Annotated in this window: 20 protein-coding genes; 3 read left to right on the plus strand and 17 right to left on the minus strand. The window is 50.3% G+C overall.

Annotation, left to right across the window (positions count from 1 at the left end):
* Positions 1-25 precede the first annotated feature (25 nt).
* The 13 genes from nhaC to DXA87_RS11710 all read right to left on the minus strand — a co-directional run bounded on the left by nhaC (position 26) and on the right by DXA87_RS11710 (position 16,629).
* A complete protein-coding gene (nhaC, locus tag DXA87_RS11650) occupies positions 26-1,426 on the minus strand; it encodes a Na+/H+ antiporter NhaC (RefSeq protein WP_117504506.1) in 1,401 nt (466 codons plus the stop codon).
* 202 nt (positions 1,427-1,628) lie between these two features.
* Positions 1,629-2,570, minus strand: coding sequence for a translation elongation factor Ts (gene tsf / locus DXA87_RS11655; RefSeq protein WP_117469399.1), 942 nt, complete (start codon positions 2,568-2,570; stop codon positions 1,629-1,631).
* Between the two features lie 97 nt (positions 2,571-2,667).
* Entirely contained in the window at positions 2,668-3,393 is a 726-nt protein-coding gene (gene rpsB / locus DXA87_RS11660) for a 30S ribosomal protein S2 (protein ID WP_021904111.1), read from the minus strand.
* A gap of 390 nt (positions 3,394-3,783) precedes the next feature.
* Positions 3,784-4,566, minus strand: coding sequence for a GTP-sensing pleiotropic transcriptional regulator CodY (gene codY, locus DXA87_RS11665; protein WP_015554182.1), 783 nt, complete (start codon positions 4,564-4,566; stop codon positions 3,784-3,786).
* A 236-nt stretch (positions 4,567-4,802) separates the two neighbouring features.
* On the minus strand, positions 4,803-6,899 hold the full coding sequence (gene topA / locus DXA87_RS11670; RefSeq protein ID WP_021904113.1) for a type I DNA topoisomerase: 2,097 nt from the start codon (positions 6,897-6,899) through the stop codon (positions 4,803-4,805).
* A gap of 21 nt (positions 6,900-6,920) precedes the next feature.
* A complete protein-coding gene (dprA, locus tag DXA87_RS11675) occupies positions 6,921-8,027 on the minus strand; it encodes a DNA-processing protein DprA (protein ID WP_117504508.1) in 1,107 nt (368 codons plus the stop codon).
* A gap of 17 nt (positions 8,028-8,044) precedes the next feature.
* Positions 8,045-9,580, minus strand: coding sequence for a YifB family Mg chelatase-like AAA ATPase (locus tag DXA87_RS11680; protein WP_147326529.1), 1,536 nt, complete (start codon positions 9,578-9,580; stop codon positions 8,045-8,047).
* Between the two features lie 500 nt (positions 9,581-10,080).
* A complete protein-coding gene (locus tag DXA87_RS11685; RefSeq protein ID WP_158553075.1) occupies positions 10,081-11,016 on the minus strand; it encodes an alpha/beta hydrolase in 936 nt (311 codons plus the stop codon).
* Between the two features lie 341 nt (positions 11,017-11,357).
* Positions 11,358-12,269: an ornithine carbamoyltransferase gene (argF, locus tag DXA87_RS11690; protein ID WP_117504512.1), complete on the minus strand. Its 912-nt coding sequence runs from the start codon at positions 12,267-12,269 to the stop codon at positions 11,358-11,360.
* On the minus strand, positions 12,266-13,450 hold the full coding sequence (locus DXA87_RS11695) for an aspartate aminotransferase family protein (RefSeq protein WP_117469395.1): 1,185 nt from the start codon (positions 13,448-13,450) through the stop codon (positions 12,266-12,268). The genes argF and DXA87_RS11695 overlap by 4 nt, the downstream gene beginning before the upstream one ends.
* Before the next feature lie 143 nt (positions 13,451-13,593).
* Complete coding sequence (gene argB / locus DXA87_RS11700; RefSeq protein ID WP_021904119.1) at positions 13,594-14,463, minus strand: acetylglutamate kinase; 870 nt, start codon at positions 14,461-14,463, stop codon at positions 13,594-13,596.
* Between the two features lie 50 nt (positions 14,464-14,513).
* Positions 14,514-15,452: an N-acetyl-gamma-glutamyl-phosphate reductase gene (gene argC, locus DXA87_RS11705; protein WP_181968477.1), complete on the minus strand. Its 939-nt coding sequence runs from the start codon at positions 15,450-15,452 to the stop codon at positions 14,514-14,516.
* A 517-nt stretch (positions 15,453-15,969) separates the two neighbouring features.
* Positions 15,970-16,629, minus strand: coding sequence for a Crp/Fnr family transcriptional regulator (locus DXA87_RS11710; protein WP_242992089.1), 660 nt, complete (start codon positions 16,627-16,629; stop codon positions 15,970-15,972).
* Positions 16,630-16,819: 190 nt separating this feature from the next.
* Here DXA87_RS11710 and DXA87_RS11715 point away from each other — a divergent pair, with 190 nt between their 5' ends.
* Genes DXA87_RS11715 through DXA87_RS11725 form a run of 3 tightly spaced genes read left to right on the plus strand, consistent with a single transcriptional unit; the run spans position 16,820 to position 19,277 of the window.
* Positions 16,820-17,524, plus strand: a complete 705-nt coding sequence (locus DXA87_RS11715) for a GTP-binding protein (protein ID WP_117469394.1) — start codon at positions 16,820-16,822, stop codon at positions 17,522-17,524.
* Positions 17,521-18,273: an ATP-binding cassette domain-containing protein gene (locus DXA87_RS11720; RefSeq protein ID WP_117504514.1), complete on the plus strand. Its 753-nt coding sequence runs from the start codon at positions 17,521-17,523 to the stop codon at positions 18,271-18,273. The genes DXA87_RS11715 and DXA87_RS11720 overlap by 4 nt, the downstream gene beginning before the upstream one ends.
* Positions 18,270-19,277, plus strand: coding sequence for a hypothetical protein (locus DXA87_RS11725; protein WP_117469392.1), 1,008 nt, complete (start codon positions 18,270-18,272; stop codon positions 19,275-19,277). Before DXA87_RS11720 ends, DXA87_RS11725 begins: the two co-directional genes overlap by 4 nt.
* Here the strand turns inward: DXA87_RS11725 and DXA87_RS11730 are convergent.
* The 4 genes from DXA87_RS11730 to DXA87_RS11745 all read right to left on the minus strand — a co-directional run bounded on the left by DXA87_RS11730 (position 19,250) and on the right by DXA87_RS11745 (position 24,692).
* Positions 19,250-19,615 carry a sigma factor-like helix-turn-helix DNA-binding protein gene (locus DXA87_RS11730; RefSeq protein ID WP_242998055.1) on the minus strand — a complete coding sequence of 122 codons (366 nt, stop codon included), beginning with the start codon at positions 19,613-19,615 and terminating at the stop codon, positions 19,250-19,252. The genes DXA87_RS11725 and DXA87_RS11730 overlap by 28 nt on opposite strands.
* A 7-nt stretch (positions 19,616-19,622) precedes the next feature.
* Positions 19,623-21,338 (minus strand): recombinase family protein, encoded by a 1,716-nt coding sequence (locus DXA87_RS11735; protein WP_242990504.1) that lies wholly within the window; start codon positions 21,336-21,338, stop codon positions 19,623-19,625.
* 602 nt (positions 21,339-21,940) lie between these two features.
* Entirely contained in the window at positions 21,941-23,221 is a 1,281-nt protein-coding gene (locus DXA87_RS11740) for an SLC13 family permease (RefSeq protein WP_117469391.1), read from the minus strand.
* Between the two features lie 34 nt (positions 23,222-23,255).
* The gene (locus DXA87_RS11745) at positions 23,256-24,692 is read right to left on the minus strand and encodes a M20 family metallopeptidase (RefSeq protein ID WP_117504516.1); all 1,437 of its coding nucleotides are present in this window, start codon (positions 24,690-24,692) and stop codon (positions 23,256-23,258) included.
* Positions 24,693-25,009 lie beyond the last annotated feature (317 nt).

The raw sequence follows: 25,009 nt of genomic DNA on the forward strand, positions 1-25,009 counted from the left end.
CTCTCTCCTTTTTCCCTTCCGCGCTTCATCCCTGCTTCTGTTCGTTTTCATCCTCCACATGCCGGATCGAGATTCCGGTAAAGCCGTAAAAGATGCTGAAAAACGGAGTCAGATATAACAGGAACAGATATGGGAAGAACGCAGACCATGCGACGCCGAGCGTTCCCGCCATGTATACGCAGTACCCATGCCACGGGATCATCGGTCCGGAGAGCGTTCCCGCATCCTCCAGGCTTCTCGATAAAATCTCCGGGGCAATCTTTCTCTCCTTAAACAACGGTTTCATCATGTTTCCGGTCAGGACATGGGACATCGGCTGGGAACAGCTGATCAGGCTTGTGATATAACCGACGAGGAGCGTCGCGAAGATCAGGCCGCCATCGCTGTTAATCCGTCCGGTGATCGCGCGCAGGATGTTGTCAAGAACACCCAATCTGTCCAGCATGCCGCCCATTCCGACCGCGAAACAGATGATCGCCACATACTGCAGCATGCTGCTCATACCGCCACGGTTTAAGATCGTTTTCAGAACAGCCTCCTCAATCTGGGTCGTATAGCCGTTGTAAGCAACACGGATGATGCTCTGGAGCGTCGCGCTCTGGCAGAAGAACGCAACCGCACCGGCGCACACCGAGGACAGTCCCAGGGATACGATCGCGTTGACTTTACATAAGAGCAGGACAATGATAACCGCCGCCGGGATCAATGTCACAAGACCAAGTTTAAATTCTCCCTGAAGTGCCTCCGTGTAGACAAGAAGGTTTCCCTCTTCATAACCACCGGAGGTCTGACTGATCCCGAGAATGACAAACAGGACCAGGCTGATCACAAAGGTCGGCAGCGTTGTCCATAACATGGACCGCACATGATCGTTGAGCTTCGCGCCCGCAACAGCCGGGGCAAGATTCGTCGTATCGGAGAGCGGGCTTAACTTATCCCCGAACATGGCACCGCAGATGACTGCGCCTGCCACCATTCCAGGATTGATTCCCATCGCATTTCCAATCGCCATCATCGCGACACCGGCACTTCCGACCGAGCCGTAGGATGTTCCGGTCACAAGACTTAAAACGGCGCAGAATACAAGTGTCAACGGCAGGAGCCAGGTTGGATCGATCAGTTTCAGACCGCCTGCGATGATCGTGGCGATCGTACCGCTCTGGAGCCAGGTACCGATCATGACGCCGATCGCCATAAGCAGACATAGTGTCGGAACGACCACACGGATCGCGTCGTAGGCACCACTCACAACATGGTCATATTTGATCTTTAACCATTTACAAAACAGATAGATGATGATCCAGCTGAAAAACAGTCCGATCATCGGTCCTCCCGTCTTCAGCCGGATGCAGACTGCGACTGATCCGATGATCAGAAGCAGGAGCAGAAGCGACTGAGGCATATTCAGTTTCTTTTCTTCACTCATAACAATTTTCTCTCCCCTGAAACTCATTTTTCAATTTAAAGCATTAAACTTTAAAGTGCTGTATTATTATATCGAATATTCAGGAAAATTGCAAGAGCTCACACAAATTAAAATAGCCGGAACCCACAGAAATACTGGATTCCGGCTGTTTTTAACAGCTTATATGAATGATTCGATATAAGCTGCATTTTCGCTTTATGAATTATTTACCCATCTGAGCAGCAACCTCAGCTGCGAAGTCCTCGTTTTTCTTCTCAAGACCTTCACCAGTCTCGAAACGAACGAAGCTCTTAACTTCGATGTTAGCGCTGTTCTCTTTAGCAACCTGTGCTACATACTGAGCTACGGACTGCTTGCCGTCCTCTGCTTTTACGTAAACCTGGTCTAAGAGACAGATCTCTTTCATCTCTTTGTTGATACGGCCCTGGATCATACCCTGGATAACCTTCTCCGGCTTGGAAGCTTCCTTCGGATCATTCTGGATCTGAGCCATAAGGATGGATTTCTCATGCTCGATGTAATCTGCGCTTACTTCGTTGCGGTTTGTGTACTTCGGGTTAAGAGCTGCGACCTGCATACAAACGTTCTTTGCCATCTCTTTTACAGCGTCGTTTACAACATCTGTCTGAACGTCAAGAAGAACACCGATTCTGCCGCCTGCATGAATATAGGAAGAAACGAAACCGTTCTCCTCTGTAACCTGTTTGAAACGACGGATGCTCATGTTCTCACCGATGATGGAGATTTCAGAAGAAAGAGCTTCCTTAACAGTAAGGCTCTCATCTGCTGTCCACTTCTCGTCCATAAATGCGTCCATATCTGTCGCTGTTGTTGTAAGAGCCTGAGCTGCTACCTGAGCAACGTATGCCTGGAACTTAGCGTTCTTAGCAACGAAGTCTGTCTCAGAGTTAACCTCAACGATAACAGCTTTCTTCTCGTCTGCTGCCATAGCTGTGTCAACGATACCCTCAGCTGCGATACGTCCAGCTTTCTTCTCAGCGCCTGCAAGTCCTTTTTCTCTTAAGAACTCAACTGCTTTGTCCATGTCGCCGTCTGTAGCAGAAAGGGCTTTCTTACAGTCCATCATTCCAGCGCCTGTCATTTCTCTTAAATCTTTTACCATTTTAGCTGTAACTGCTGCCATGTTTCATTTCCTCCGAATCATATTAAAGAATCAAAACGTGTCTTTTCGGAAGAAGGTGCTGCCACTGACAGCACCTCCTTGGATTCCTTATAACAACTTAAGCCTCTGCGTTCTCCTCAGCTGCTTCTGCTTCCTCAGCCTCGCCCTGTTTAGCCTCGATGACAGCGTCTGCCATCTTGGAAACGATAAGCTTAACGGCTCTGATAGCGTCGTCGTTACCCGGAATTACATAGTCGAGTTCTTCCGGATCGCAGTTTGTATCAGCGATACCGATCAGAGTGATTCCAAGTGTGTGAGCTTCCTGTACACAGATTCTTTCCTTCTTCGGATCTACGATAAAGATAGCGTCCGGGATCTTCTTCATTTCCTTGATACCGCCAAGGTTCTTCTCAAGCTTCTCCCACTCTTTCTTTAACTCGATAACTTCCTTCTTCGGAAGTACGTCGAATGTTCCGTCCTCAGACATCTTCTCGATTGCTTTTAATCTAGCGATTCTGGACTGGATGGTCTTGAAGTTTGTAAGCATACCGCCAAGCCATCTCTCGTTTACGTAGTACATTCCGCAACGCTCTGCCTCAGTCTTGATAGCGTCCTGAGCCTGCTTCTTTGTACCTACGAAAAGGATTGTGCCGCCCTCAGCTGCGATATCAGCAACTGCCTTGTAAGCCTCATCAACTTTGCCTACAGATTTCTGAAGGTCGATGATGTAGATACCGTTTCTCTCTGTGTAGATGTACGGTGCCATTTTCGGGTTCCATCTTCTTGTCTGGTGACCGAAATGTACGCCGGCTTCCAGAAGCTGTTTCATTGAAATTACGCTCATGTTTTTTTCCTCCATTTGGTTGTTTTCTTCCGCCTGCATCTCACTTCCACGAACACCTGAGCTTCTCAGGCACCACTCGCAGAATCCGCAGACGTGCATAATATCAGCTTTTTCACTATATCATAAGTCATTTTTCACTGCAAGCACTTTTTTCTATTTTTTTTGTTTTTTTTCCATTACATTTGATTTCATAAAAAACAAGGTCATTCGGGCATGCGGCGGCAGGGGATTCTTCTATATATAATAGACCTTTTAATAGTCTTTTCTCTCCTTAAATCCCTCATGCACCAGATACAGCCTGATCTATCTGATATCATACAACAATTCATATTAAAAAAAGAGGCGCGGCTTTTCACCCAGCCGCGCCTCTTTTCCACAGGTCTCCCTGTCTTATTTTGTATTTACTGCCTTTAAGGCTTTTAATTCATCGAATACCACATCGTTTAAGACCTTAATGTAGGTTCCCTTCATACCGGAAGAACGGGACTCGATAACCCCGGCACTCTCGAATTTGCGGAGTGCGTTTACGATCACGGAGCGGGTGATCCCGACTCTGTCGGCGATCTTGCTGGCTACAAGGATTCCCTCGTTTCCGTCAAGCTCCTCGAAGATATGGGTGATCGCTTCTAACTCGGAGAAGGATAAGGTGCTGATCGCAGATTTTACGATCTGGACTTTTCTTGTCTCCTCGGCGTTCTCCTCGTTTACGGAACGCATCATCTCCAGGCCGACAACGGTCGTGCCGTACTCGCAGAGGATAATATCATCGATATCGTACTGCTCGTCGGATTTGTACATAAATAAGGTTCCGAGGCGCTCACCTGCGATATCGATCGGGGCGATGATTGCCTGATACTTCTTTACATTCTCCTCAGCGAATCCGAGAGTCGCAAGGTTTACATTTTCCTTGGTGGAAAGGACACTTAAGAGGCGTTCGTTAAACATTTTATCGACATAGCCGCCTACCTTGTCCTCAATCAACTCATGGATCTCATCAACACCAGGACAGATGCTGACACCCAGGACTTTTCCTTTCTTGCTGATCACGAGAATGTTCGACAGCAAAATTTCGCTTAAAACTTTACAGATGTCGTTGAATACGACCTTGTGCGAATTGTTGTTGTGGAGCAGTTTGTTTATTTTTCTGGTCTTATCCAATAATTCAACACTCATTTCCGAAAACCTCCTTTACTTTCTGATATCGTACGAATAATATTTGATCGATTAAATTGTAACACGATATTTCCAGAATTTCAAGACTTTTTCGGATAATTAAGATAACTCGAAATAAATTGTCAAGTTCTTATCACGTTTTGGAAGTTTGAACAATTGAAATTGTACCATTTGTTTACGGCAAATATCCGGCAGAGCCTCTTCTGGGCGCTCTGCCGGATCTTGATCTCGTTATATTAATCTTCTTTTTCTTCCTTATTTTCCTTCATCGGCATCACAAATCCGCACTGCTCATTGGCGCAGACGAGTTTGTTTCCTTTTTCCACCATGTAGCTGCCGCACTCCGGGCACTTCTCAGTGGATGGTTTCTGCCAGGACATGAAATCACAGTCCGGGTTAGCTTCACAGCCGTAATACTTTCTTCCCTTTTTCGTCTTCTTAATGATAACTTCTTTTCCACACTTCGGGCACGGGATTCCAGTCTTCTCCAAATACGGCTTTGTGTTTCGGCATTCCGGGAATCCGGGACATGCGAGGAATTTTCCATGAGGACCATATTTGATGACCATCCTTCTTCCGCAGAGCTCGCAGATCTCATCGGACTCCTCATCTGCGATATGGACAGTCTCCAAGGTTCTCTGCGCCTCTTCCACCGCTTCCATAAGATCAGGGTAGAAGTTTCTTACGATGGTCTTCCACGGAGTCAGGCCCTCTCCGACACTGTCTAACAGGTACTCCAGGTTCGCGGTGAAGGCAATGTCCACGATGCTCGGAAAGCACTGCTTCATGATCCGGTTAACGACCTCGCCGATCTCGGTCACATAGATGTTCTTATTCTCTTTTACCACATAACGGCGGGCTAAGATCGTTGTGATCGTCGGCGCATAGGTACTCGGGCGGCCAATGCCCTGTTCCTCCATGGCTTTTACCAGGGATGCCTCTGTGTAATGGGCCGGCGGCTGGGTAAAGTGCTGGGCGCTCACGAGATCCGCAAGCTCAAGCTCCTCACCTTTTTCCAGCTTCGAGAGGATCTGGTTTTTCTCCTCTTTCTCATCCGCCTCGATATAGACGGACATGAAGCCGTCGAACTTCAGTCTGGATGCCGTCATCGTAAACTCGTTTCCGCCCGCTCCGATCTTTACGGATGTTGTCTCATAGACAGCCGCGGACATGCGGCTCGCCGTGAAGCGCTTCCAGATCAGCTGGTAGAGGCGGAACTGGTCTCGTGCCAGGGATTCTTTTACCTTTACAGGTGTTAAGGAAAGATTTGTCGGACGGATCGCCTCGTGGGCATCCTGGATCTTTCCGCTGTTCTTCTTTGTATTTTCACCCTGGGACAGGTAATTCTCGCCGTAGTTTTCAGCGATGAAATCACTTGCCATCTTCTCTGCTTCCTCAGCCACACGGGTGGAATCGGTACGCAGGTAGGTGATGAGACCGACGGTGCCATGGCCCTTTACATCAACGCCCTCGTAGAGCTGCTGGGCGAGGCGCATGGTCTTCTGGGTAGAAAAGTTCAACGCCTTGGACGCCTCCTGCTGCAGGGTACTCGTTGTAAACGGAAGCGGCGGTTTCTTCGTGCGCTCTCCGTTTCTGATATCTGTCACGATAAATTTCTGTCCCTTTAAGGACTCAAGTAAAGCGTCAAGCTCCGCCTTGCTCTTGATCTCCGTTTTTCCATCTTTGTCATTATGAAAATGGGCTGCTGCCGGTTTCTTTGAACCCGGAGCTTTTAACATCGCGTCAAGGCTCCAGTATTCCTCCGGGATAAACGCGGAGATCTCCTCTTCCCTGTCGCAGATCATGCGGAGGGCCGCAGACTGGACACGGCCAGCGCTAAGGCCTCTCTTAACCTTCTCCCAGAGGATCGGGCTGATCTTATAGCCAACAATACGGTCCAGGATACGCCTCGTCTGCTGAGCGTCCACCAGGTTCATATCGATATCGCGGGGTGCCTTTAAGGACGCCTTTACCGCATTTTTCGTGATCTCATTGAAGCTGATCCTGTATACTTTTTTATCTTTTACCTCGTCAAGCTTTAACGCTTTCATCAAATGCCAGGAAATCGCTTCTCCCTCACGGTCAGGGTCAGTTGCGAGATAAATTTTATCTGCTTTTTTTACTTCCTTCCGAAGCTTCGCAAGGATATCTCCCTTGCCCCGGATCGTAATATATTTCGGTTCATAATCATTTTCCACATCAATTCCGAGCTGGCTCTTCGGAAGATCTCTCACGTGTCCGTTGGACGCGTCGACCTCATATGTGCTTCCCAGGAATTTTTTAATTGTTTTAACCTTTGCAGGAGACTCTACAATCACAAGACTGTTCGCCATATTCTTCACATCCTTCTGCAATCATTCCGCTTTTTTATAATATTGATTCCCGGTTCCAAAAACAAGTCCCGCAAGCTCCAGCTTTAAAAGGGCTTCCATACATTCTGTCACGGAGAGTCCGCAGAGTGCGGCGATCTCTTCCAGATATCTGGGGCGCGAATCAACCGAAGCATACACCAAATTTTCGTTCTTGGCAAGCCTATTTTGTGAAAATTTATGAATCGTTAATTTTCTTTCGTATTTCATCCCAAGGAATTCCAGCACATCCGAGGGGCTTAAAAGCATGTTCGCACCGCCCTGGATCAGGCGGTTGCAGCCACCGCTTAATGGGTCATTTGCCCGTCCCGGAAGGGCGAAAACTTCTTTTCCCTGCTCCAGGGCAAAGTCCGCCGTGATAAGGGATCCGCTCTTCTCCCTCGCTTCTATTATAATAACCGCATCAGCGAGGGCGCTGATGATCCGGTTGCGCATGGGGAAATTCATGGCGGCGGGGCGGGTTCCCGGGACGAACTCCGAGAGGATGCCGCCGTTTTCCTCCATGGCATGGAAAATTTTGTAATTTTCCCGTGGGTAGCAGACGTTTACCCCGCAGCCCAAGACTGCGTAGGTGGGCTTTCCACGCTCGATGGCGCCTCTGTGGGCATAGCCGTCCACGCCGGCTGCCATGCCGCTGATGATGTTGACTCCGGCGTTGGCGAGTTCCCCGGCGTAGAAGCCTGCCGCTTCCTTCCCGTACTCCGTGCAGGCTCTCGCGCCCACGATGGCCACCGACGGGACCTCGTTTTCCGGGAGACTGCCTTTTACAAAGAGGGCTGCCGGGCGGTCTTTATATGGAAGAAACCGGGTCGGATAGTCCGGGTCGCATTCCGCGATGACGCGGATGTTCTTCTGTGCCAGGCCGGCAAACTCCTTCCGCCATACGGATTCATATTTTCTCGACTCAAGGAATACCTCCGCACGCCGCTCCGTGAGGACTCCTGATTTCCGCAGTTCCTGGGGGCTTGCTGTCCAGGCAGACAGGCAGGTCCCAAATGTGTCTTTCAGGCCTCTGATTGTTACGCCGCCGAAACCGGGAACGTGGCAGAGGCAGTAGAGAGCTTCGCGGTCGGTGAGTGTATTACTTGTCATAATTTCATATTCTCCTTTTAATTTCCCCAGAATTTATCGCGGCTCTTCACATAAGACACTGCTTCACAGAGATCCGCAAGCCGGATTTTCTCTTCTTCTGCAAGATCTGCCGTTGTCCGTGCTACTTTCAGGATTCGGTCATGCATTCTGGCCGAAAGGGCGAGCTTTTCAAAAATTTCTTCCATAAACTTTTCTTCCTCACGTCCGAGCCCGCAGAATTTCCGTATATGACGTCCTGACATTTCACCGTTACAGCGGACATTTTCACCTGCGAAACGTTCTCTCTGGATCTTCCTTGCCTGTTCCACACGGGCACGGATTTCACGGGATGATTCGTTATTTCCACTGCTTTTGATATCTCCGTAAGTGATCGGTGCTGCCTCCACGCAGATATCGATCCTGTCTAACATTGGTCCCGATACTTTCTGTAAATACCGGGTTATTTGTCCATCGGTGCAGCGGCAGCGGGAACGGTCGGGGAAATGACCGCAGGGACAGGGGTTCATGGCTGCAACGAGCTGGAAATTCGCTGGATATGTCACGGAAGCTTCCACTCTCGAGACAGTCACCTCCCGTTCCTCCAAAGGCTGACGCAACGTCTCCAGGGCTGCTCTGGAGAATTCCGGGAACTCGTCAAGGAACAAAATACCGCCGGTTGCAAGAGAGATCTCCCCCGGCTTCGGTCTTCTCCCACCTCCGGTCAGTGCCTGAACCGATACTGTGTGATGGGGTGCCCGGAACGGACGTATCCGGATCAAAGGCTCTTTGGCTGTCAGGAGATGGCTCACACTATAGATTTTTGAGATCTCGATGCTCTCTGCGATATCAAGCCCCGGCATGATCGTCGGCATTCTTTTTGCCAGCATGGTCTTTCCAGCTCCCGCAGGACCAACGATCAAAAGATTATGTTTTCCAGCTGCCGCCACCTCGGCTGCTCTTCTGAGCAGCGGCTGACCGGAAAGTTCTGAAAAATCCACCTCGTAACGGTTCATGGAATTCTGCAATTCGTCCATATTTATCGTTGACTCCGCCTGCATAGGAAGCTTTCCCGAAAGCACCTCCAGGAGATGTCTCAGATCCCGGATCCCATAAAGTTCCATTCCCCCTATAACGGATGCTTCATTCACATTCTCCACAGGTAAAAATACACGTTTAAAACCACTTTCCCGTGCCTGGTCTGTAAGTGCCATAACCCCAGGAATTCCCCGAACAGTCCCGTCCAGCCCCAGTTCTCCGAACAAGACAGCGTCTTTGAGATCTTTCGCCCGAAATCCACCGTAGGCGGATAAAATGGCAGCGGCGATCGCGAGGTCGAATCCGGTCCCTTCCTTTCTAAAATCTGCCGGGGACAGGTTGATCGTGATCTTTTTGGGCGGCAGGGAAAGTCCGAGATTTTTGATCGCCGTCCGCACCCTGTCTCCGCCTTCCCGTACCTCGGACGCAAGGTAACCTACGAGGATCAGCCCCGGAAGTCCATCGCTGACGTCCGCCTCCACGGTCACATTCTTTCCCTCCATGCCGCGAAGGTATATGCTGTTGATTTTACTGAACAAAAAGACTCCTTTCCAAACATGTTTAAGATGTTTTTGCTTTGCTGAATTTTTCAGAACTATTTTTGACAGGTGAATTTTTCACCATTGTTGATAATATAGATGTATTTAAGAATATTTAAGAAAAATATTGGTAACTGTCCAGTAAGTCTGCGCACTTGTTGCGCTGACCGTAAGAAAACATAGGCTGGAAGGCAAAAATCCCATCAGCGAAGCTGATCAGGAATGGATTTTTGCGTGTAACTATGAAGGTACTGAATCGTTACAAATATTGAATTTATAGCAGACTGACCCGCAGATCAGCGCAGCCAGTCTGCCGCTTTTATCTCAGTCGAGAAGACTCCCACCTCATTAGGTGGTGAGTAATAGCAAATTTGCCTCAGTGGGAGTTGGGTCTCCGGCTGAGATAAACGCTCCGCGAGGATGCGCAGTGATTCTGTATGGAATATGTCAGCTTTGCTGACCAGAATCACGCGCCAAGTCTCACGGACGTTCGACTTGAATTATTTGTTGTTCTCATGCTCCTCGATCCACTCCAGAATATCCCCAGATACCTGTTCGCGGTTGAGTTCATTTAAAAGTTCATGCCTCGCACCCTCATAAAAGCCGATGGAGAGATCTTCTACCCCTGCTTTATCATAGCGGTCGTAAACTCTCCGCACGCCTTTTGTCTCCTCTCCCACCGGATCTTTGCTTCCGGAGAGGATCAGGACCGGGAGGTCGGTGCACATTTTGCCTGCTTTTTCGAGTTTTGCGGTCTTTAAGATCACCTCGAAGAAATCCCGGTACGCGCCCGCGGTGAAGATGAAGTTCGTCAGCGGGTCATCCCCGAAGGCACGGTCTCTCTTCTCATCCCTGGACAGCCAGTCGTAAGGCGTCTTTGTCGGCTTGAATTTCCGGTTATAGTTTCCAAGGGACAGGTTGTAGAGCATTTTGCTCCTGTATCTCGTCCCTTTCCTCTTACAGACAGAGTCCGCCAGCATATATCCGAACCGCACCTCAGCGTCCTTCGGTGCTCCGGTTCCGAGCAGGATCACACCGTCGATTCCGTCCTTGTAGACGGTCAGATATCGTCTCGCGAAGAACGACCCCATACTGTGCCCCAAAAGGAAAATCGGCACACCCGGATATTTTCTCTGTGCATGGACCGTCACACGGCGCATATCACGGATCACGGAGACAGCGCCCGCATGGTCACCGAAATATCCCCTGTCCTCCTCCGCTGCCGCGGTCTTTCCGTGGCCTAAGTGGTCATTCCCGAGAACATAGATCCCGTGTCCCGCAAGGAATTCCGCAAACTCCCGGTATCTTCCCACATGTTCCATCATTCCATGGGCAATCTGGACGACGGCTTTCACCTCGCCGTTTGGAATCCATTCCATACAGTGGAGATTCGCAAGACCGCTGCTGGATGGTATATAAAATTCATGGATCTCCATAATTTCTGCCTCCTGTGCATAAAACATTTTCGATTTTAGCTAACAGGCACTCAAATACCTGTTCCGCCCGTCATCAGTACTCATCGAAGAGTTTTATAAATATAGTCCTAGTATAACACGCACTCAAAACTTTCCCTAGGAAACATCTGTTAAAATTTCATAAACTTTATCTAAACCGAAATTAAATGTGTCAGGTGCATTCCGCTATCCTGTATGGTCACCCACACCGGGCTGCACTCTGCGCAGGCGCAAAAAAGCCCCGCAGGCGCTCTCACACCAGCGGGGACTTTCTAACTTTCCAATGCTTCCAACCTCAATTACAAGACGGTCGTCATGTCCGATCAGTCTTTCTTCATCAGCTTTACCATAACAGCCTTCTGCGCATGCAGGCGGTTCTCTGCCTCATTGAAGATCTCGTCGGCATGTTCCTCGAAGACTTCCTCGGTGATCTCCTGTCCGCGGTATGCCGGGAGACAGTGCTGGACCATAGCGCCCGCGTTTGCGGCTGCGAGGAGCTGTCTGTTGATCTGGTAGTCCTTGAAGATTTTCTTTCTCTCCTCTTTCTCCGCTTCTTCTCCCATCGAAGTCCATGTATCTGTGATCAGAATATCCGCACCGGATGCCGCCATAAACGGATCTGTCTCCAAGGCAAACTTATCGCCGTAGCCCTTCGTGAATTCAAGAACAGCTCCGTCCGGCTTGTATCCATCCGGTGTCGCGACCGCCACGTTCATTCCGACCTTTAAGCCGCCGACGATCAGGGAGTTTGCCATATTGTTGCCGTCACCGATGAAGCACATTTTGAGTCCGGAGAAGCTTCCGAACTTCTCACGGATCGTCATGAGGTCCGCAAGGACCTGACACGGATGACAGAAATCCGTCAGGCCGTTGATGACCGGGATGGAACCAAATTTTGCGAGGTTCTCCACTTCCTTCTGCTCAAAGGTACGGATCATGATACCGTCAAGGTATCTTGACAACACGCGGGCAGTATCCTGAACCGGCTCTCCACGACCGATCTGCAGATCTCTGGAGGACAGAAACAATGCATGTCCACCCAGCTGATACATTCCTGTCTCGAAGGAAACCCTCGTTCTTGTGGAGGATTTCTGGAAGATCATTCCCAGTGTCTGCCCTTTTAAAAGCTCATGAGGAATGTTGTGCTTTCTTTCATATTTTAACTGGTCTGCCAGATCCAGAATTCCGGTGATCTCCTCTGTGCTGAGATCCAGTAATTTTAATAAATGATTCATGATTCAAATACCCCTTTCATGGCCTCAAGTGCCTGATCGATCTCTTCATAGGTGATAACAAGAGGCGGCAGCAGACGGATCGCGTCTGTTCCGGCCGTCAGGACGAGAACGCCCTGTTCCATAAGCTTTGCAACATATCCGGCGCGCTTTTCCGGATCTACGATGATGCCGAGCATGAGTCCCATGCCGCGAACATTCTTCACTGCCGGGGAGTGAAATCCCAGGACTTTTTCTTTGATGTAAGCGCCCTTTTCCTCAACCTCTTTTAAGAATTCCGGCTTCATCACCGTGTCGAGGACCACATTCGCAGATGCCGCGCTCACCGGATTCCCGCCGAAGGTGGAACCGTGGGTTCCCGGTCCCATAACATCCGCGCAGGACTTCGCAGCCAGCACGCCGCCGATAGGCAGACCGCCGCCGAGACCTTTTGCCATGGTCACGATATCCGGAGCAATTCCGTACTGCTCATAGGCGAAGAGGCTGCCGCATCTTCCGATGCCGGTCTGGACCTCATCCACGATGAGCAGGATATCGTTCTCCTTACAGTATTTTGCCACACCCTGGACAAATTCCTTATCGAGCGGCAGAACGCCGCCCTCGCCCTGGATCATCTCCATCATGACGGCACAGCAGGTCTTGTCTGCCTTTGCGGTTACATCAGCCAGGTCATTTGCCTTCGCGTAGGCAAAGCCTTCCGTGAACGGGAAGAAGTACTGGTGGAACTTCTCCTGTCCGGTTGCCTTTAAGGTTGTAACAGTTCTTCCATGGAAGGACTGGATCAGTGTCACGATGGTGTTCCTTCCCTCGCCGTATTTATCGAAGGAATATTTTCTCGCGAGCTTGATGGCGCCTTCATTCGCCTCCGCACCGGAGTTTGCAAAGAAGATTTTTCCCATCCCTGTGGCTGTCACGAGCTTCTCTGCGGCGCTCACCATGGGCTCCGTGTAATAGAGGTTGGAAGCGTGCATGAGCTTTTCCGCCTGTTTTGTCATGGCATTTACGATCGCCGGATTTCCGTGGCCTAAGCTGTTTACTCCGATCCCGGAGGTCAGATCCACGTACTTTTTTCCGTCGGCATCCCAGAGCGTCGCTCCTTTTCCGTGGTCAAGGACGATGTCAAAACGTCCGTATGTATGCATGATATATTCTGAATCTTTTTTCTTGATCTCTTCCGCTGTCATATCGTACCTCCTGTGGCAACTAATTCGGCAGATCCACGCTTTTTCCTGCGTTCTCTCTGCAAAAAACGTGACTCTGGCACATTCCGCGCCGGATACGTTTTCTTACAGGAACCTGCATCTTCACATGGATCTGCGTCTGCCTTTTATGAAAACATGGTTCCTACACCTTCATTTGTAAGCAGCTCGATTAAGATCGAGTGCGGCACACGGCCATCCTGAATGTTCGCGCGCTCCACGCCCTGACGGACACACTCCACGCAGCAGTTGACCTTCGGGATCATGCCGCCCTTGATGATGCCCTCCCTGACGAGAGACGGAACTTCCGAAACCTTCAGGCGTTTAATCAGTGTGGATTCATCGGACGGATCTCTCAAAAGTCCTCTTACATCCGTGAGCATGATCAGCTTTTTTGCCTTTAACGCGATGGCAAGCTTCTCAGCCGCCGTATCCGCGTTGATGTTGTAGTTGCAGGTATCGTCAATTCCTGCGGCAACACAGGTAACTACCGGGATATAGCCTTTTTCCAGCATATCAAGGACGATCTGCGGGTTTGTCTTAACGATGTCACCCACATAGCCGTATTCCGTTCCGTCCGGATCGTTCAATTTGACCGCCTCAAACAGTCCGCCGTCCATTCCGCTTATTCCTACGCCTTTTCCTCCGGCATTTTTTAAGAGTGTTACCAGATTCTTATTGAGCTTTCCGCAGAGGACCATCTGGACCGCTTCCATCGTCTCTTTGTCTGTATAGCGCAGACCCTTGATGAATTTGGACTCTTTTCCGGTCTTCTTTAAAAGTTCCCCGATCTCCGGACCGCCGCCGTGGACGAGAACGACTTTCACACCCACGAGATTTAAGAGGACGATGTCACGGATGACCGCCTGCTTTAAATCCTCGTTGATCATGGCGTTTCCGCCGTACTTTACGACTACGATCTTTCCATTGTATTCCTGAAGATACGGGAGCGCCTCCACAAGGACGCCCGCTCTTGTCTCCGGTTTCAGATTTTCCATAAATTTTCTCCTTCTTTTCAGATTGCCCCCAATAGAATCAGGCGATTTATTTATAAATTCAGTCCCGCTGTCTCCTCAAATCCCAGCATCAGGTTCATGTTCTCCACCGCCGCGCCGGAAGCGCCTTTTCCGAGGTTGTCAAACAGCGCCGTGATGATCGTCTGACCTTCATGTCCATTGACGACCAGTTCCATGCTGTCCTTTCCCGCCATGGTTCCGGCGGCGATCATCGGATCCTCATATCCGAACGGATGGACTTTTACGACCTTCTTTCCGTCGTAGTGGGCAGCCAGCGCCTCGTGGATATCTTTCGCTGTGGGATTTCCCTTTAACATGGAGTTCTGCAGCATGACGGTGACTGCCATTCCTTTATAATAGTCATCCACGATCGGGCAGAACACCGGAGGAACATCAAGTCCACAGATCTTCTGCATCTCCGGGAGGTGTTTGTGTTTCAGGTTCAGACCGTAGATTCTCGGCGTGTTGTAGAGTTCCGGCTTCTCCGGGGACTCGTACTCCGCGATCATCTTCTTTCCGCCTCCAGAGTATCCGGTGAGGGAAAATACAGTGAGGGGCGTCTCCTTCGGGATCATTCCAGACGCCACGAGCGGATAGACCGGGATCACGAATCCTGACGCATGGCAGCCCGGATTTGCTGTGAATTTTGCATGGACGACTGCATCTTTATGCATATCGGAAAGCTCCGGAATCCCGTATGCCCAGCCGGGTGCTGTACGGTGCGCCGTGGAAGCGTCGATGATCCTCGCGGAATCCTTCTCCACAAAACTCACCGCCTCCTTCGCCGCCGCATCCGGCAGGCAGAGGAAGGTGATATCCGCCGCGTTGATGAGTTTCTTTCTCTCATCCGGGTCTTTCCTCTTTGTTTCATCAATTAACAGGAGTTCAATGTCGTCTCTTGATGCAAGTCTGTCGTAGATCTGGAGTCCTGTGGTTCCTTCTTTTCCGTCAATGTATACCTTTGGCTTCATAATTGTTCTCCTCTCGCTCATAGATTGTTCTGGATTCCAGGTTCGTCTTCCACCCGCCGTGAATTTGTGGGGTGCGGATGGAGACCGTGAATATTTTTGAATAATTTTGCATAATTATAACTCTATGTGTATATTTATGCAAGTATTTTTTTGCCTTTTTGCAGCGTTTTTATGAAACTTTCTTTGTAACTGTTCAGTAGGTCTGCGCACTTGCTGCGCTGACCGTAAGAAAATATAGGCTGGAGGGCAAAAATCCCATCAGCGGAGCTGATCTGGAATGGATTTTTGCGTGTAACTATGAAGGTACTGAATAGTTACCTTTCTTTTATCATAATTTCCTGCTGCACAAAAAGCAGAGGTTTCATGCACACGGATTCGTGCATTCGCAAAACCTCTGCTTCTTATCTGTTATTTCCCATACACGGGAACATTCATATTATTTCGATTTTTCTTCCGCAATCTGTTCCGTCTCCGGATTTACAAACCGCCTTCCTGTCTTCTGACCACAGCCGTCCCTTTACGCGTATAAGATCTCTTCCAGTTCATCCGGCCTCAACAGACAGATCTCTCCGTCCCGCAGGGCGATGAGTCCCTGTTTTGTCAGACTTGCAAGTTCCCTGAAAAGGGAAGCGCGGCTGATTCCGAGGATCGATGCCAGTTCATCTCTGGAAACGTTCTTTCCAAACGCCCTGCCCTTATCCGGTTCCTCCAACAGGTACTGCACTAGCTTCTTCTTTCCGGACTGCATGGTCAGGAACTCGATCCTCCGGATCAGAAACTGCATTTTCCGATTGCAGAATCCGGCATACCGGAGTGCCAGTTCACTGTTTTTCTCCATGACCGCCAGAAGCTGGCTTTTCGGCATCGTCGCCAATGTGGTATCCGTACGGCACCGGAGTACTGTCGGAAATTCCGTGTTTGTTAAGAGATTTACCACTCCGAAACAGTCTCCCCTTTCCAATTGAGAGAGCAGGATCTCCCTCCCATCAAGGGCGATGCTGTAAACGTCCATACTGCCCTCCATGACAAGACCGATGATCTCCTCATTTTTCTGTCTGTCGCTCACGATCTGACCTTTATGACAATATTTCACATTCATACCAGAAACCGACAGATTGCAGCCGCCAAGCAAAGGGGATGCCTCGACAGCCGCCTTTATCTCTTCTTCTCTTATCATATGTCTCTCCTATGATCCGTCGTTAGTTAGTTGTATCTAACTAGAATGGTATCACAACAACAATTATTTTACAAGCCCAAAATATACCCCCGCCAGTCTCATTTGATACTGACGAAAAATCCCCGGCTCTGCTATGCTTTTTACATATTGTGACACGTTCTGTTCATTCAGGACAGACAAAGGAGTTGTAATGCCAAAGCATGTATTTTTATTTTCCGGATCTTCTGCAGTTGGAAAAACATCCATCCTGCGGTATCTGATCCCTTTCTTAGAAAAAGGAGGAATGCGGACAGCCATCTGTAAAATCGACTGCCTGTCCTCCAACGATGAATCTGTATATAAGAATCTCAATATCCCCACGGTAACAGGACTCAGCCGGGATATCTGCCCGGACCATTTTCTCGTATCAAATCTCCCAGAGCTCTGGGACTGGTGTGACAGCCTCGGGCGGGACTGCCTTCTTATCGAGACAGCCGGGCTCTGCCACCGTTGCTCTCCTGCGACAGAACTCTGTACCGCGGGATGTGTCCTGGACTGCACCGCCAGCAGCCACTCCCCGGAGCGCCTTGGTCCCATGGTCTCTGGCGCTGATTTCATTGTTCTCACAAAGATCGATATGGTCTCCCAGGCGGAGCTTGAGATCATCGAATGGCAGCTAAAAAAAATAAATCCGGGTGCCAGGATTTTCCCTGCGGACGGTCTCGCCGGATACGGGACAGAATTTTTAGGGGGCTGGCTTTTGGAGCGGCCGGAAATTGAATCCCTGAAGGAAGACCGGCTCCGCCACACCATGCCCGCCGGAGTCTGCTCCTACTGCGTCGGTGAACAGCGGGTGGGATCCGCCTACCAGCAGGGTGTCGTCGGCAAGATCTTTCAAGGAGGTATCCACAGATGAACTTTGAATCTTTGACGATTCTACCAGGAACCAACAAAGCCGGGAAACCGGAACATTTTGCCCCGGTCACACTCCATCCCGGCGAGCTCTGTGCCATCGCCGGAAACACAGGGGCTGGAAAAAGCCGTCTCATAAAAGACATTGAGCAGCTTGTAAACGGTGACGGAATCAGCAGGCGGGGCATCCTCATAAACAATGTCCCGGTCACCCTGGCAGACCGCTCCAGCCTCTCGAAGGAACTCATCGCCCATCTCTCCCAGAGCATGCGCTTCGTCCTGGATCTCAGCGTCCGGGAATTTTTAAAGCTCCACTGCCAGTGCCGGAACCATCCGGAGATCTCCCCGGATGATGTGTTAACCATGGCGAACCAGATCACGCCGGAGCCGGTTCTACCGGAAGAAAGTTTAAACCTCCTAAGCGGCGGCCAGACCCGGGCACTTATGATCGCCGACCTTGCCTGCATCTGTGACAGCCCTATCGTCCTCATCGACGAGATAGAAAACGCAGGAATCGACAAAAAAGCGGCGCTGCGGCTCCTCACCGACCAGAGCAAGCTTGTCCTCATCGTCACTCATGATCCCCACACTGCCCTGATGGCATCCACACGCCTCGCAATGAAAGGTGGGGAGGTCTGCCGGATCAGAAAGCGGACAGAGGCGGAAAAAACGCTTTATGCAGAGCTGGATGCTGCCTACGAGTGTCAGAAACATCTTCAGGAATTACTTCGACAAGGAGAAGAACTTTTATGACAACCATCAGACTTTACTGGAACAATATCTGCGTCCTGCACCGGCAGGAGCTGCAATTTTTAAATGAGATCCGGGAGGAACTCAGAAAGGATAACATCGACCTTGATATCACCTGCTTCGGTCTCGGATATGGCCGCCATATGTCCGACTATCTGAGGGAGGAAGATTCCGTCCTTCCAGATCTCGTGGTCTCCACGGATCTGGAAGTATTTGAGGATGAGCGGATCTGGAACCGTTTTAGAGAGCATGGACTTCTTCCATTAAAAGAGTTCTTCCCGGTAAAAGATATTCCGGAGCTTGGCGGACTCAAAAAAGCTTCCGCTCTCCTTCCCTATCTTGCGATTCCTCTCGTGTTTTACTCCGACGTGGAGCTTCTACGCCAGACCAGCATGGATGCCAGGAGCATTAACGCTAATTTTTTCACAGGAACCGATGCAGACAGTGAGCAAAGTATCTCTCTTAACCGGCTCGTTGAATCATCCTTTCCCCTCTCCTATGGCGGCATCAACAACTCTGCCGTAAAGACTGTCGCAAAGCTCACATGGGAGTCCTTCGGTATGGAAACAGCAAAACATTTTCTTACTGCATCAAATGTTTTCGACATGCCGATCCAGGCCTTTCATCAGGTTTCCATCGGTGCGTCACCTCTCGCCCTGGTTCCGTCCGTCTATGCGCTCCGGGCTGACGGCAAAAAAAATAAGGCCTATTGGCCTCTGGAAGGCGCTCCGGCAATCCCCTCCTATATCTGTGCGGGCACCTCGGTCCCGAAAGATGCCCTTTTCGCCGTCATAGAAAAGCTGCGCGGTCCGAGATTCAGCCACTTTTACACAACGAATGGATGCCTTTACAGCTGCGCTCCTGCCGATCCGCTGCCGGACCTCTCGTTCCTGGAAGGAAGCCGGACGAACCGGGGACTTCTCGTTCCGTCCGAATCATTCTTAAACTCCCTTCCCGCAGAAACTTTCTACAAAATGTATCACCGGGTGTTCCCGGCAGGCTCATAAAACGCCTCCCGCATATGCCCCACCGCCCGTTTTTCGATCCTCGACACATAGGACCGGGAGATCCCGAGCTTTTCCGCGATCTCCCGCTGTGTGTGTTCCTTTGTCCCGAACAGTCCATATCTCATGCGGATCACGGTCTGCTCCATATCCGTGAGATTTTCCTTGTACGCCTCGTAGAGGATCTTCACGTCCTGCTTGATGATCACAGTCTCAAGGACTTCCCTGTCCCCCGCCTCAAGGATATCCAAGAGGCTCACGGTCTCCCCGTCCTTATCCGCTCCGATGGGATCATAGATGGAAACTTCTCTGGAGAACTTCTTTCCGGTCCGGAACATCATTAGGATTTCATTCGCTATCCTCTCCCAACGGATACATAGGTTGCTCAACAGGGGGAAAATCCGCCTCTCCATCCACCGCAAAGAGGTAAACATAGGCATTTTTGCCGTCCCAGACCACCTTTTTGACGATGGTGCGCAGCAGGCGGCGTTTTTCCTCCAACGTGGCAGAATCCACCGCGCTGGCGAAGGATTCGATCATCTCCTGATGGAAGGCGAACTCCTGATGGAGCATCCGGCTCTGCTCGGTGAGGGCTTCCAACTCGGAAAGTCTTGCCTGCTGAGTCTCGCTCTCCCGATGCAGTTCGTCGATCTGCTCCATGACGTACTTTGCAGAGGTGTCGCTGGCAACGGACAAGGACTCCACCAGCCGTTTGATGCGTTCTTCCGTCTCGGCGTGTTTCTCCCGGAGCAGCGCAAGTTCTGCATCGTAACCCTCCTTGCTGCCGCTGATGACCTTCTTGGTCTGCGCCAGAAGCCGGGTAAGGGTCTCCTTGTCGGCAGACAGCTTGCGGATCTCCTCGATGATCTTGGCGTCCAGCGTGTTGCCGTTGCAGTTTTTCATAGAGCAGACTGTACCGTGGCTGCGCTCCTTGCTGGAGCACATATAGGTGTAGATCAGCTCACCGTCTGCCGTGCGGCGGTTGGTCAGCTTCGGGCGCATATAGTCGCCGCATTCGCCGCACCGCAGAAGCCCAGACAGCAGCGCCACGTTGCTACGGGGCCTGCGGTAACTCTTAGATTTGTTGACATCCAGCATGGCCTGCACCCGCACCCAGTCGCTGCCTGCGATGATGCCCGGATGCTTGCCCACCGCCACGATCCATTCCTCCATGGGACGGATCTGATTCGCCTTGCCGGGGCGCTGGAGGGTGCGGTTATAGGCCATGACGCCGTGCTCGCCGTCGAATTCCGAGCGTTCGGCAAACAGGTCAACATTGTTTTCTTTCAGATACTGATACGCCGTGTCGTCGGCGATCATATAGACCGGGTTCGTGAGAATGCCCCGGATGGCAAAGCGGGTGAACTGCTTGCCGCGCTTCGTGACGCAGCGATGCTCCAACAGGTACTGGTCGGTCTTACTTAGAGAGCCTGTCTCCATGAATACGGAGAAAATCGTTTTAACCAACTGAATTTCCTCTGGAATAGGCCCCAGCTTGCAGGCTTTTTTCACCTTGCCGTCCACCGTCACGCTGGACAGGCTTTCAGAGGCATATCCGGTGGGGGTCGTTCCACCCAGCCAGCGTCCGGTCTTGGACAGCTCATGCATGTTGTCCCGGATACGCTCGGCAATAGTCTCCCGCTCCAACTGGGAGAAGACGGACGCAATATACATCATGGCACGGCCCATGGGGGAGGACGTGTCGAACTGCTCGCGGATGGAAATGAAATCAATGTGCCGATCGCCCAGATCCTCGATGAGCTTTGCAAAGTCACCGATGTTGCGGCTGATGCGGTCAAGTCGATAGACCACGATGGCCGCAAACACGATCTCCTGCGAATCCTTCATCATTTTCTTGAACTGTGGGCGCTCCAGATTGCCGCCAGAAAATCCCTCGTCCTCATACACCAGCGCATTTTTCGCCGCTTTCTCACCAAAGTGCACGGCAATATACTGTCGGCACAGCTCAATCTGGTTCTCGATACTCTCGCCCTTCCCGGTAAATTTGGATTTGCGGGAATAGATAATATATTGCTTCTCCTGTGGCTTGTCTTTCATTTTCATATCGGCACCTCACGTTATTCGTTAGGATGTTAGAAATATTATGACGGATTGGAATCCATTAGAAAGGGGGGGCTATAGAAGAATATGAAAATATTTCTGAGAAAATGTTCTCTTTCTCCGGTTTTGAGCAAGAATCATGTCCTTGCGCGCCGTCAGCGTACGCTTCCACATTCTGCCAGCATGAGACGACAAAACAATATCCGCGGGCATATCAATCACGTGATAAATCGACTCACAATAAATCTATCTCATATTTCCAGGAAAATCGCTCCAAGACACGTCACTGTCCGTCAGAGTTTCTTCACCAAAACCACGGTGGATGCCGCAAAGGAGTTTTTCTCCGGATGCTGTTTTGGGAGTATGTTTGGCGTTGCTCCATCTGCATAAATGGCGATGGCGGTGAAATTTTGACTGAACTGTCATGACGGGGCGATCCCTAACAATTTGCATATGTAATTCGGCATTTACTGATTTCGGTAATATGCCTAGATGGCACGGGACGTCAAAAAAGAGCAACCCCCGAAACACTACGGTTTCGGGGGTTGACTGTGCCAACAACTCTTTTAAAGTTCAACAAATCACAGAACAATTTTTTGTTCTAATTAAAACGCTGGGAATATGGTCATTGCTATCGCAGTACCAAGCACGCCACGAATTATACCGTGAACAATACCAGCCTTAAACACTGTCTTTGCGCTGTAGCCGCCGGCGTTCATCGCCATGGGAACTACAGCAGTAGACAAAGGCGTGATAAGGGAGGACATAGAGGCCAGGGCACACAGGATCACGGGGCCTCTGGGATCACAGCCCATCGCACCGCAGGTGATGACCGCCAGTGGAACCAGGACGGTGCTGACAGCACGGTTATACAGTAAAGACGTCATGATATAACCGACCGCATAAAACGCAAACCCTATAATATAACCGTTTGTCACACCGCTCAGCACTCCAGCCAGCCAATTGCCAAGCTGTTCCGCCGCGCCGGTTTCCGCCAGGGCGGAACCCAAAACGGTGACACCGATGTAGAGCAAAATCGTACTCATATTCAGGTTATCGATCGCTTCCCTCTCTGTCAGAACGCCGGAAATTACAACTACCACAGCACCAGCCAGAGTGATCTGCCAAGAGGGGAGCCCAGCCATCAGACCAATGATCACTGCGATAAATACACCATACCCCAGCACCTCGCGCATCGGACTAAGGGGTTCTTTCTCCTGCATTTTCCGCGCTGTGACATTGCCCAGGGCCGTCTCAGGATTGTCAGGCAACATTTTGGGAGTGATAAAAACAGCAACCAACATTGTAACAATGCCTACCGGCAGAAAGACCAGTGTTTCGCTCCACATGCCAAGCTGACTGGCGGTCCAGCCATAAGATTCCAGATAGCCGTTTTGGGTGACATACCAGGCGGCATAGGGGCCGATAGGTTCAATAATAAAACTTGTGGACACACAGGCAACGGCAATAGGGTACATCATCTTGGATGGGCTAATCTTCATGCGGTCACACATATTCTGTACCAAGGGATACACCAGCGCAAAGAGGGCCACAATGCTGGGCACAAACTGACCCAGAATACAGGTGATGACCATATATGTAGCCAGCACCTTGGTAAAGGAGCCGTCCGTCACCTTATACAGCATCTGGGATATCCGATTGATCATCTGAGTACGGGTCAGACCCGCAGCTACCACGAACATAGAAGCCATAGTGACAACCGTTGAGTTGCCAAAAGAACTCAGCGCAGTTTTGGACTCTACACATCCAGTCACCACCAACAGCACCACAATCAGCATTGCGCTGAACGACATGGGGATCTTCTTGATGAAAAACAGTACGATCATCAGGGCGAAGAGCAGCAGACAAAGTGTCATTTGATTCATAGATATTCCTCCTGTTAAAATATTCGTGAAACCGTCAAGAGATATGAGGTTTTACATCGTCTGGGATTGGGGAATCATATTTCCGGCCTCCGGTGCGCCTGTACAGTTCCTCCTGTGCTCTCCGGAGGATGTCCTGATTCTCCAATACATCAATGGCAGATCCAGCCATCACCTTTGCAGCGTAGAGCATCCCTTTCTTGGCCATCGAGCTTTTCCCCACAGCCACCATCTGCCAGGAGTGCATTGCCACTCCGGCGGGCATGGTCGCCGCATTGATCTGGGCGACCGGGCAGTTCCAGCTTACATCACCCACATCAGAGGAAACAAAGCCCTGCCGCTCCCGTGCCAGAGGCAGTGGGACTGCATGGATCAGGGAATCCATATCCGCCTGAAAGCGCTTTTGATCCTCTGGATCCGTTGCCTCTGCCGCCAGTGCATCAAAATAAGTGCTGGTTTTCGTTAATGTCGCCCGGAACTGTCGGGCCTGTTCCAAATCCGCATCGTCAAAAGCCTGCGGAGGTATCTGCTCCAGATTACGCTGCATGACATGATTGAGCTCTGTGTTGATAATCGAATTTGAACACGCTTTGATGAATTCAATATCCACTGTAGTTTCCGTCATCAAGGCCGCCCCCTGGGCTATGTTGTTTACCCGTCTGTAAAGCTCCTTGACCTGGGGGAGCTGTCGTGCCCGCAGAAGATAAAGCCCTTCCGCATAGGCCTGTACTGTTCCGGGAGCGTTTCCCCCAGAATTTGTAATGGCGTAATGGATCCGGGTGTCCGTGGGAACATGCTCCCGGAGATACTGTACACCAGTATTCATCAACTCCAGAGCATCCAGCGCACTGCGGCCCAATTCAGGGGTCATGGCCGCATGGGAGGCCACTCCGTGGAAGTGGTAGCAGATCTGGTAATTGGCCATGGTGCTTTCCGTGGCCACGCTATTGACTTCGCCGGGATGCCAGCAAAAAGCCGCGTCCACCCCATCAAATACACCGTCCCGCGCCATAAACCCTTTTCCGGAACCGCCCTCCTCAGCCGGACACCCAAAAAACTTTACAGTACCTGGCAGTTTATTATCCTCCAGATACTTTTTTACGCCAAGCGCCGCAGCCAGCGCGCCTACACCCAACAGGTTATGTCCACAGCCGTGGCCTGGTCCGCCCTCCGTTACAGGGCACATTCTGGTAACATTGGCCTGCTGACTCAAACCGGGCAGCGCATCAAATTCGCCCAAGAAACCAATGACAGGTTTTCCGCTTCCATAAGTGCCAGAGAATGCAGTTTCAATGCCCGCTAGTCCCTGTTCCACTTGGAATCCCAGTTTCTCCAGCATGCGGCAGTATAAGCGGGCAGCAAAATGCTCATGATAGCCCGTTTCCGGATGATCCCACAGCGCATCACTCATGGACTCCAGCAACTCCTTGCAGGCATCAATGTTTTCCAGCGCTGATTGTTTTTTCAACTCCATTCGATTGCTCCTTTCCCATTTCATTTACTGCATATCTTTATATAATTAAAGACATATTTTGGAAACAACATAATTATACAATTTCTGCCTAATTTTAGCAAGTATCGAATATATACCATTTTTATTTTCTCTGTTTTATATAAATATTAGACTTTATCATTGTATAAAACGACATATTAAGGTCTAATTATAGTCATATTTCAGTCATATAAGGCTTTGGTAGTGATTTGCGACATATTTTCCGACACTCTCTTGCACCTGAGGACTTTATCAGATATAATATAAATTAACCTGTTGTGCTAGATAAAATAATATAA

It is taken from the genome of Desulfotomaculum sp. OF05-3 (assembly GCF_003435535.1).
Classification (GTDB): Bacteria; Bacillota; Clostridia; order Lachnospirales; family Lachnospiraceae; genus Pilosibacter; species Pilosibacter fragilis.

Bases quoted from the DNA above. Each gene is read 5' to 3' on its own strand.
- nhaC (WP_117504506.1), bottom strand. From the start codon at position 1,426: ATGAGTGAAGAAAAGAAACTGAATATGCCTCAGTCGCTTCTGCTCCTG.
- tsf (WP_117469399.1), bottom strand. From the start codon at position 2,570: ATGGCAGCAGTTACAGCTAAAATGGTAAAAGATTTAAGAGAAATGACA.
- rpsB (WP_021904111.1), bottom strand. From the start codon at position 3,393: ATGAGCGTAATTTCAATGAAACAGCTTCTGGAAGCCGGCGTACATTTC.
- codY (WP_015554182.1), bottom strand. From the start codon at position 4,566: ATGAGTGTTGAATTATTGGATAAGACCAGAAAAATAAACAAACTGCTC.
- topA (WP_021904113.1), bottom strand. From the start codon at position 6,899: ATGGCGAACAGTCTTGTGATTGTAGAGTCTCCTGCAAAGGTTAAAACA.
- dprA (WP_117504508.1), bottom strand. From the start codon at position 8,027: ATGACAAGTAATACACTCACCGACCGCGAAGCTCTCTACTGCCTCTGC.
- DXA87_RS11685 (WP_158553075.1), bottom strand. From the start codon at position 11,016: ATGGAGATCCATGAATTTTATATACCATCCAGCAGCGGTCTTGCGAAT.
- argF (WP_117504512.1), bottom strand. From the start codon at position 12,269: ATGAATCATTTATTAAAATTACTGGATCTCAGCACAGAGGAGATCACC.
- DXA87_RS11695 (WP_117469395.1), bottom strand. From the start codon at position 13,450: ATGACAGCGGAAGAGATCAAGAAAAAAGATTCAGAATATATCATGCAT.
- argB (WP_021904119.1), bottom strand. From the start codon at position 14,463: ATGGAAAATCTGAAACCGGAGACAAGAGCGGGCGTCCTTGTGGAGGCG.
- argC (WP_181968477.1), bottom strand. From the start codon at position 15,452: ATGAAGCCAAAGGTATACATTGACGGAAAAGAAGGAACCACAGGACTC.
- DXA87_RS11710 (WP_242992089.1), bottom strand. From the start codon at position 16,629: ATGATAAGAGAAGAAGAGATAAAGGCGGCTGTCGAGGCATCCCCTTTG.
- DXA87_RS11715 (WP_117469394.1), top strand. From the start codon at position 16,820: ATGCCAAAGCATGTATTTTTATTTTCCGGATCTTCTGCAGTTGGAAAA.
- DXA87_RS11720 (WP_117504514.1), top strand. From the start codon at position 17,521: ATGAACTTTGAATCTTTGACGATTCTACCAGGAACCAACAAAGCCGGG.
- DXA87_RS11725 (WP_117469392.1), top strand. From the start codon at position 18,270: ATGACAACCATCAGACTTTACTGGAACAATATCTGCGTCCTGCACCGG.
- DXA87_RS11730 (WP_242998055.1), bottom strand. From the start codon at position 19,615: ATGATGTTCCGGACCGGAAAGAAGTTCTCCAGAGAAGTTTCCATCTAT.
- DXA87_RS11735 (WP_242990504.1), bottom strand. From the start codon at position 21,338: ATGAAAATGAAAGACAAGCCACAGGAGAAGCAATATATTATCTATTCC.
- DXA87_RS11740 (WP_117469391.1), bottom strand. From the start codon at position 23,221: ATGAATCAAATGACACTTTGTCTGCTGCTCTTCGCCCTGATGATCGTA.
- DXA87_RS11745 (WP_117504516.1), bottom strand. From the start codon at position 24,692: ATGGAGTTGAAAAAACAATCAGCGCTGGAAAACATTGATGCCTGCAAG.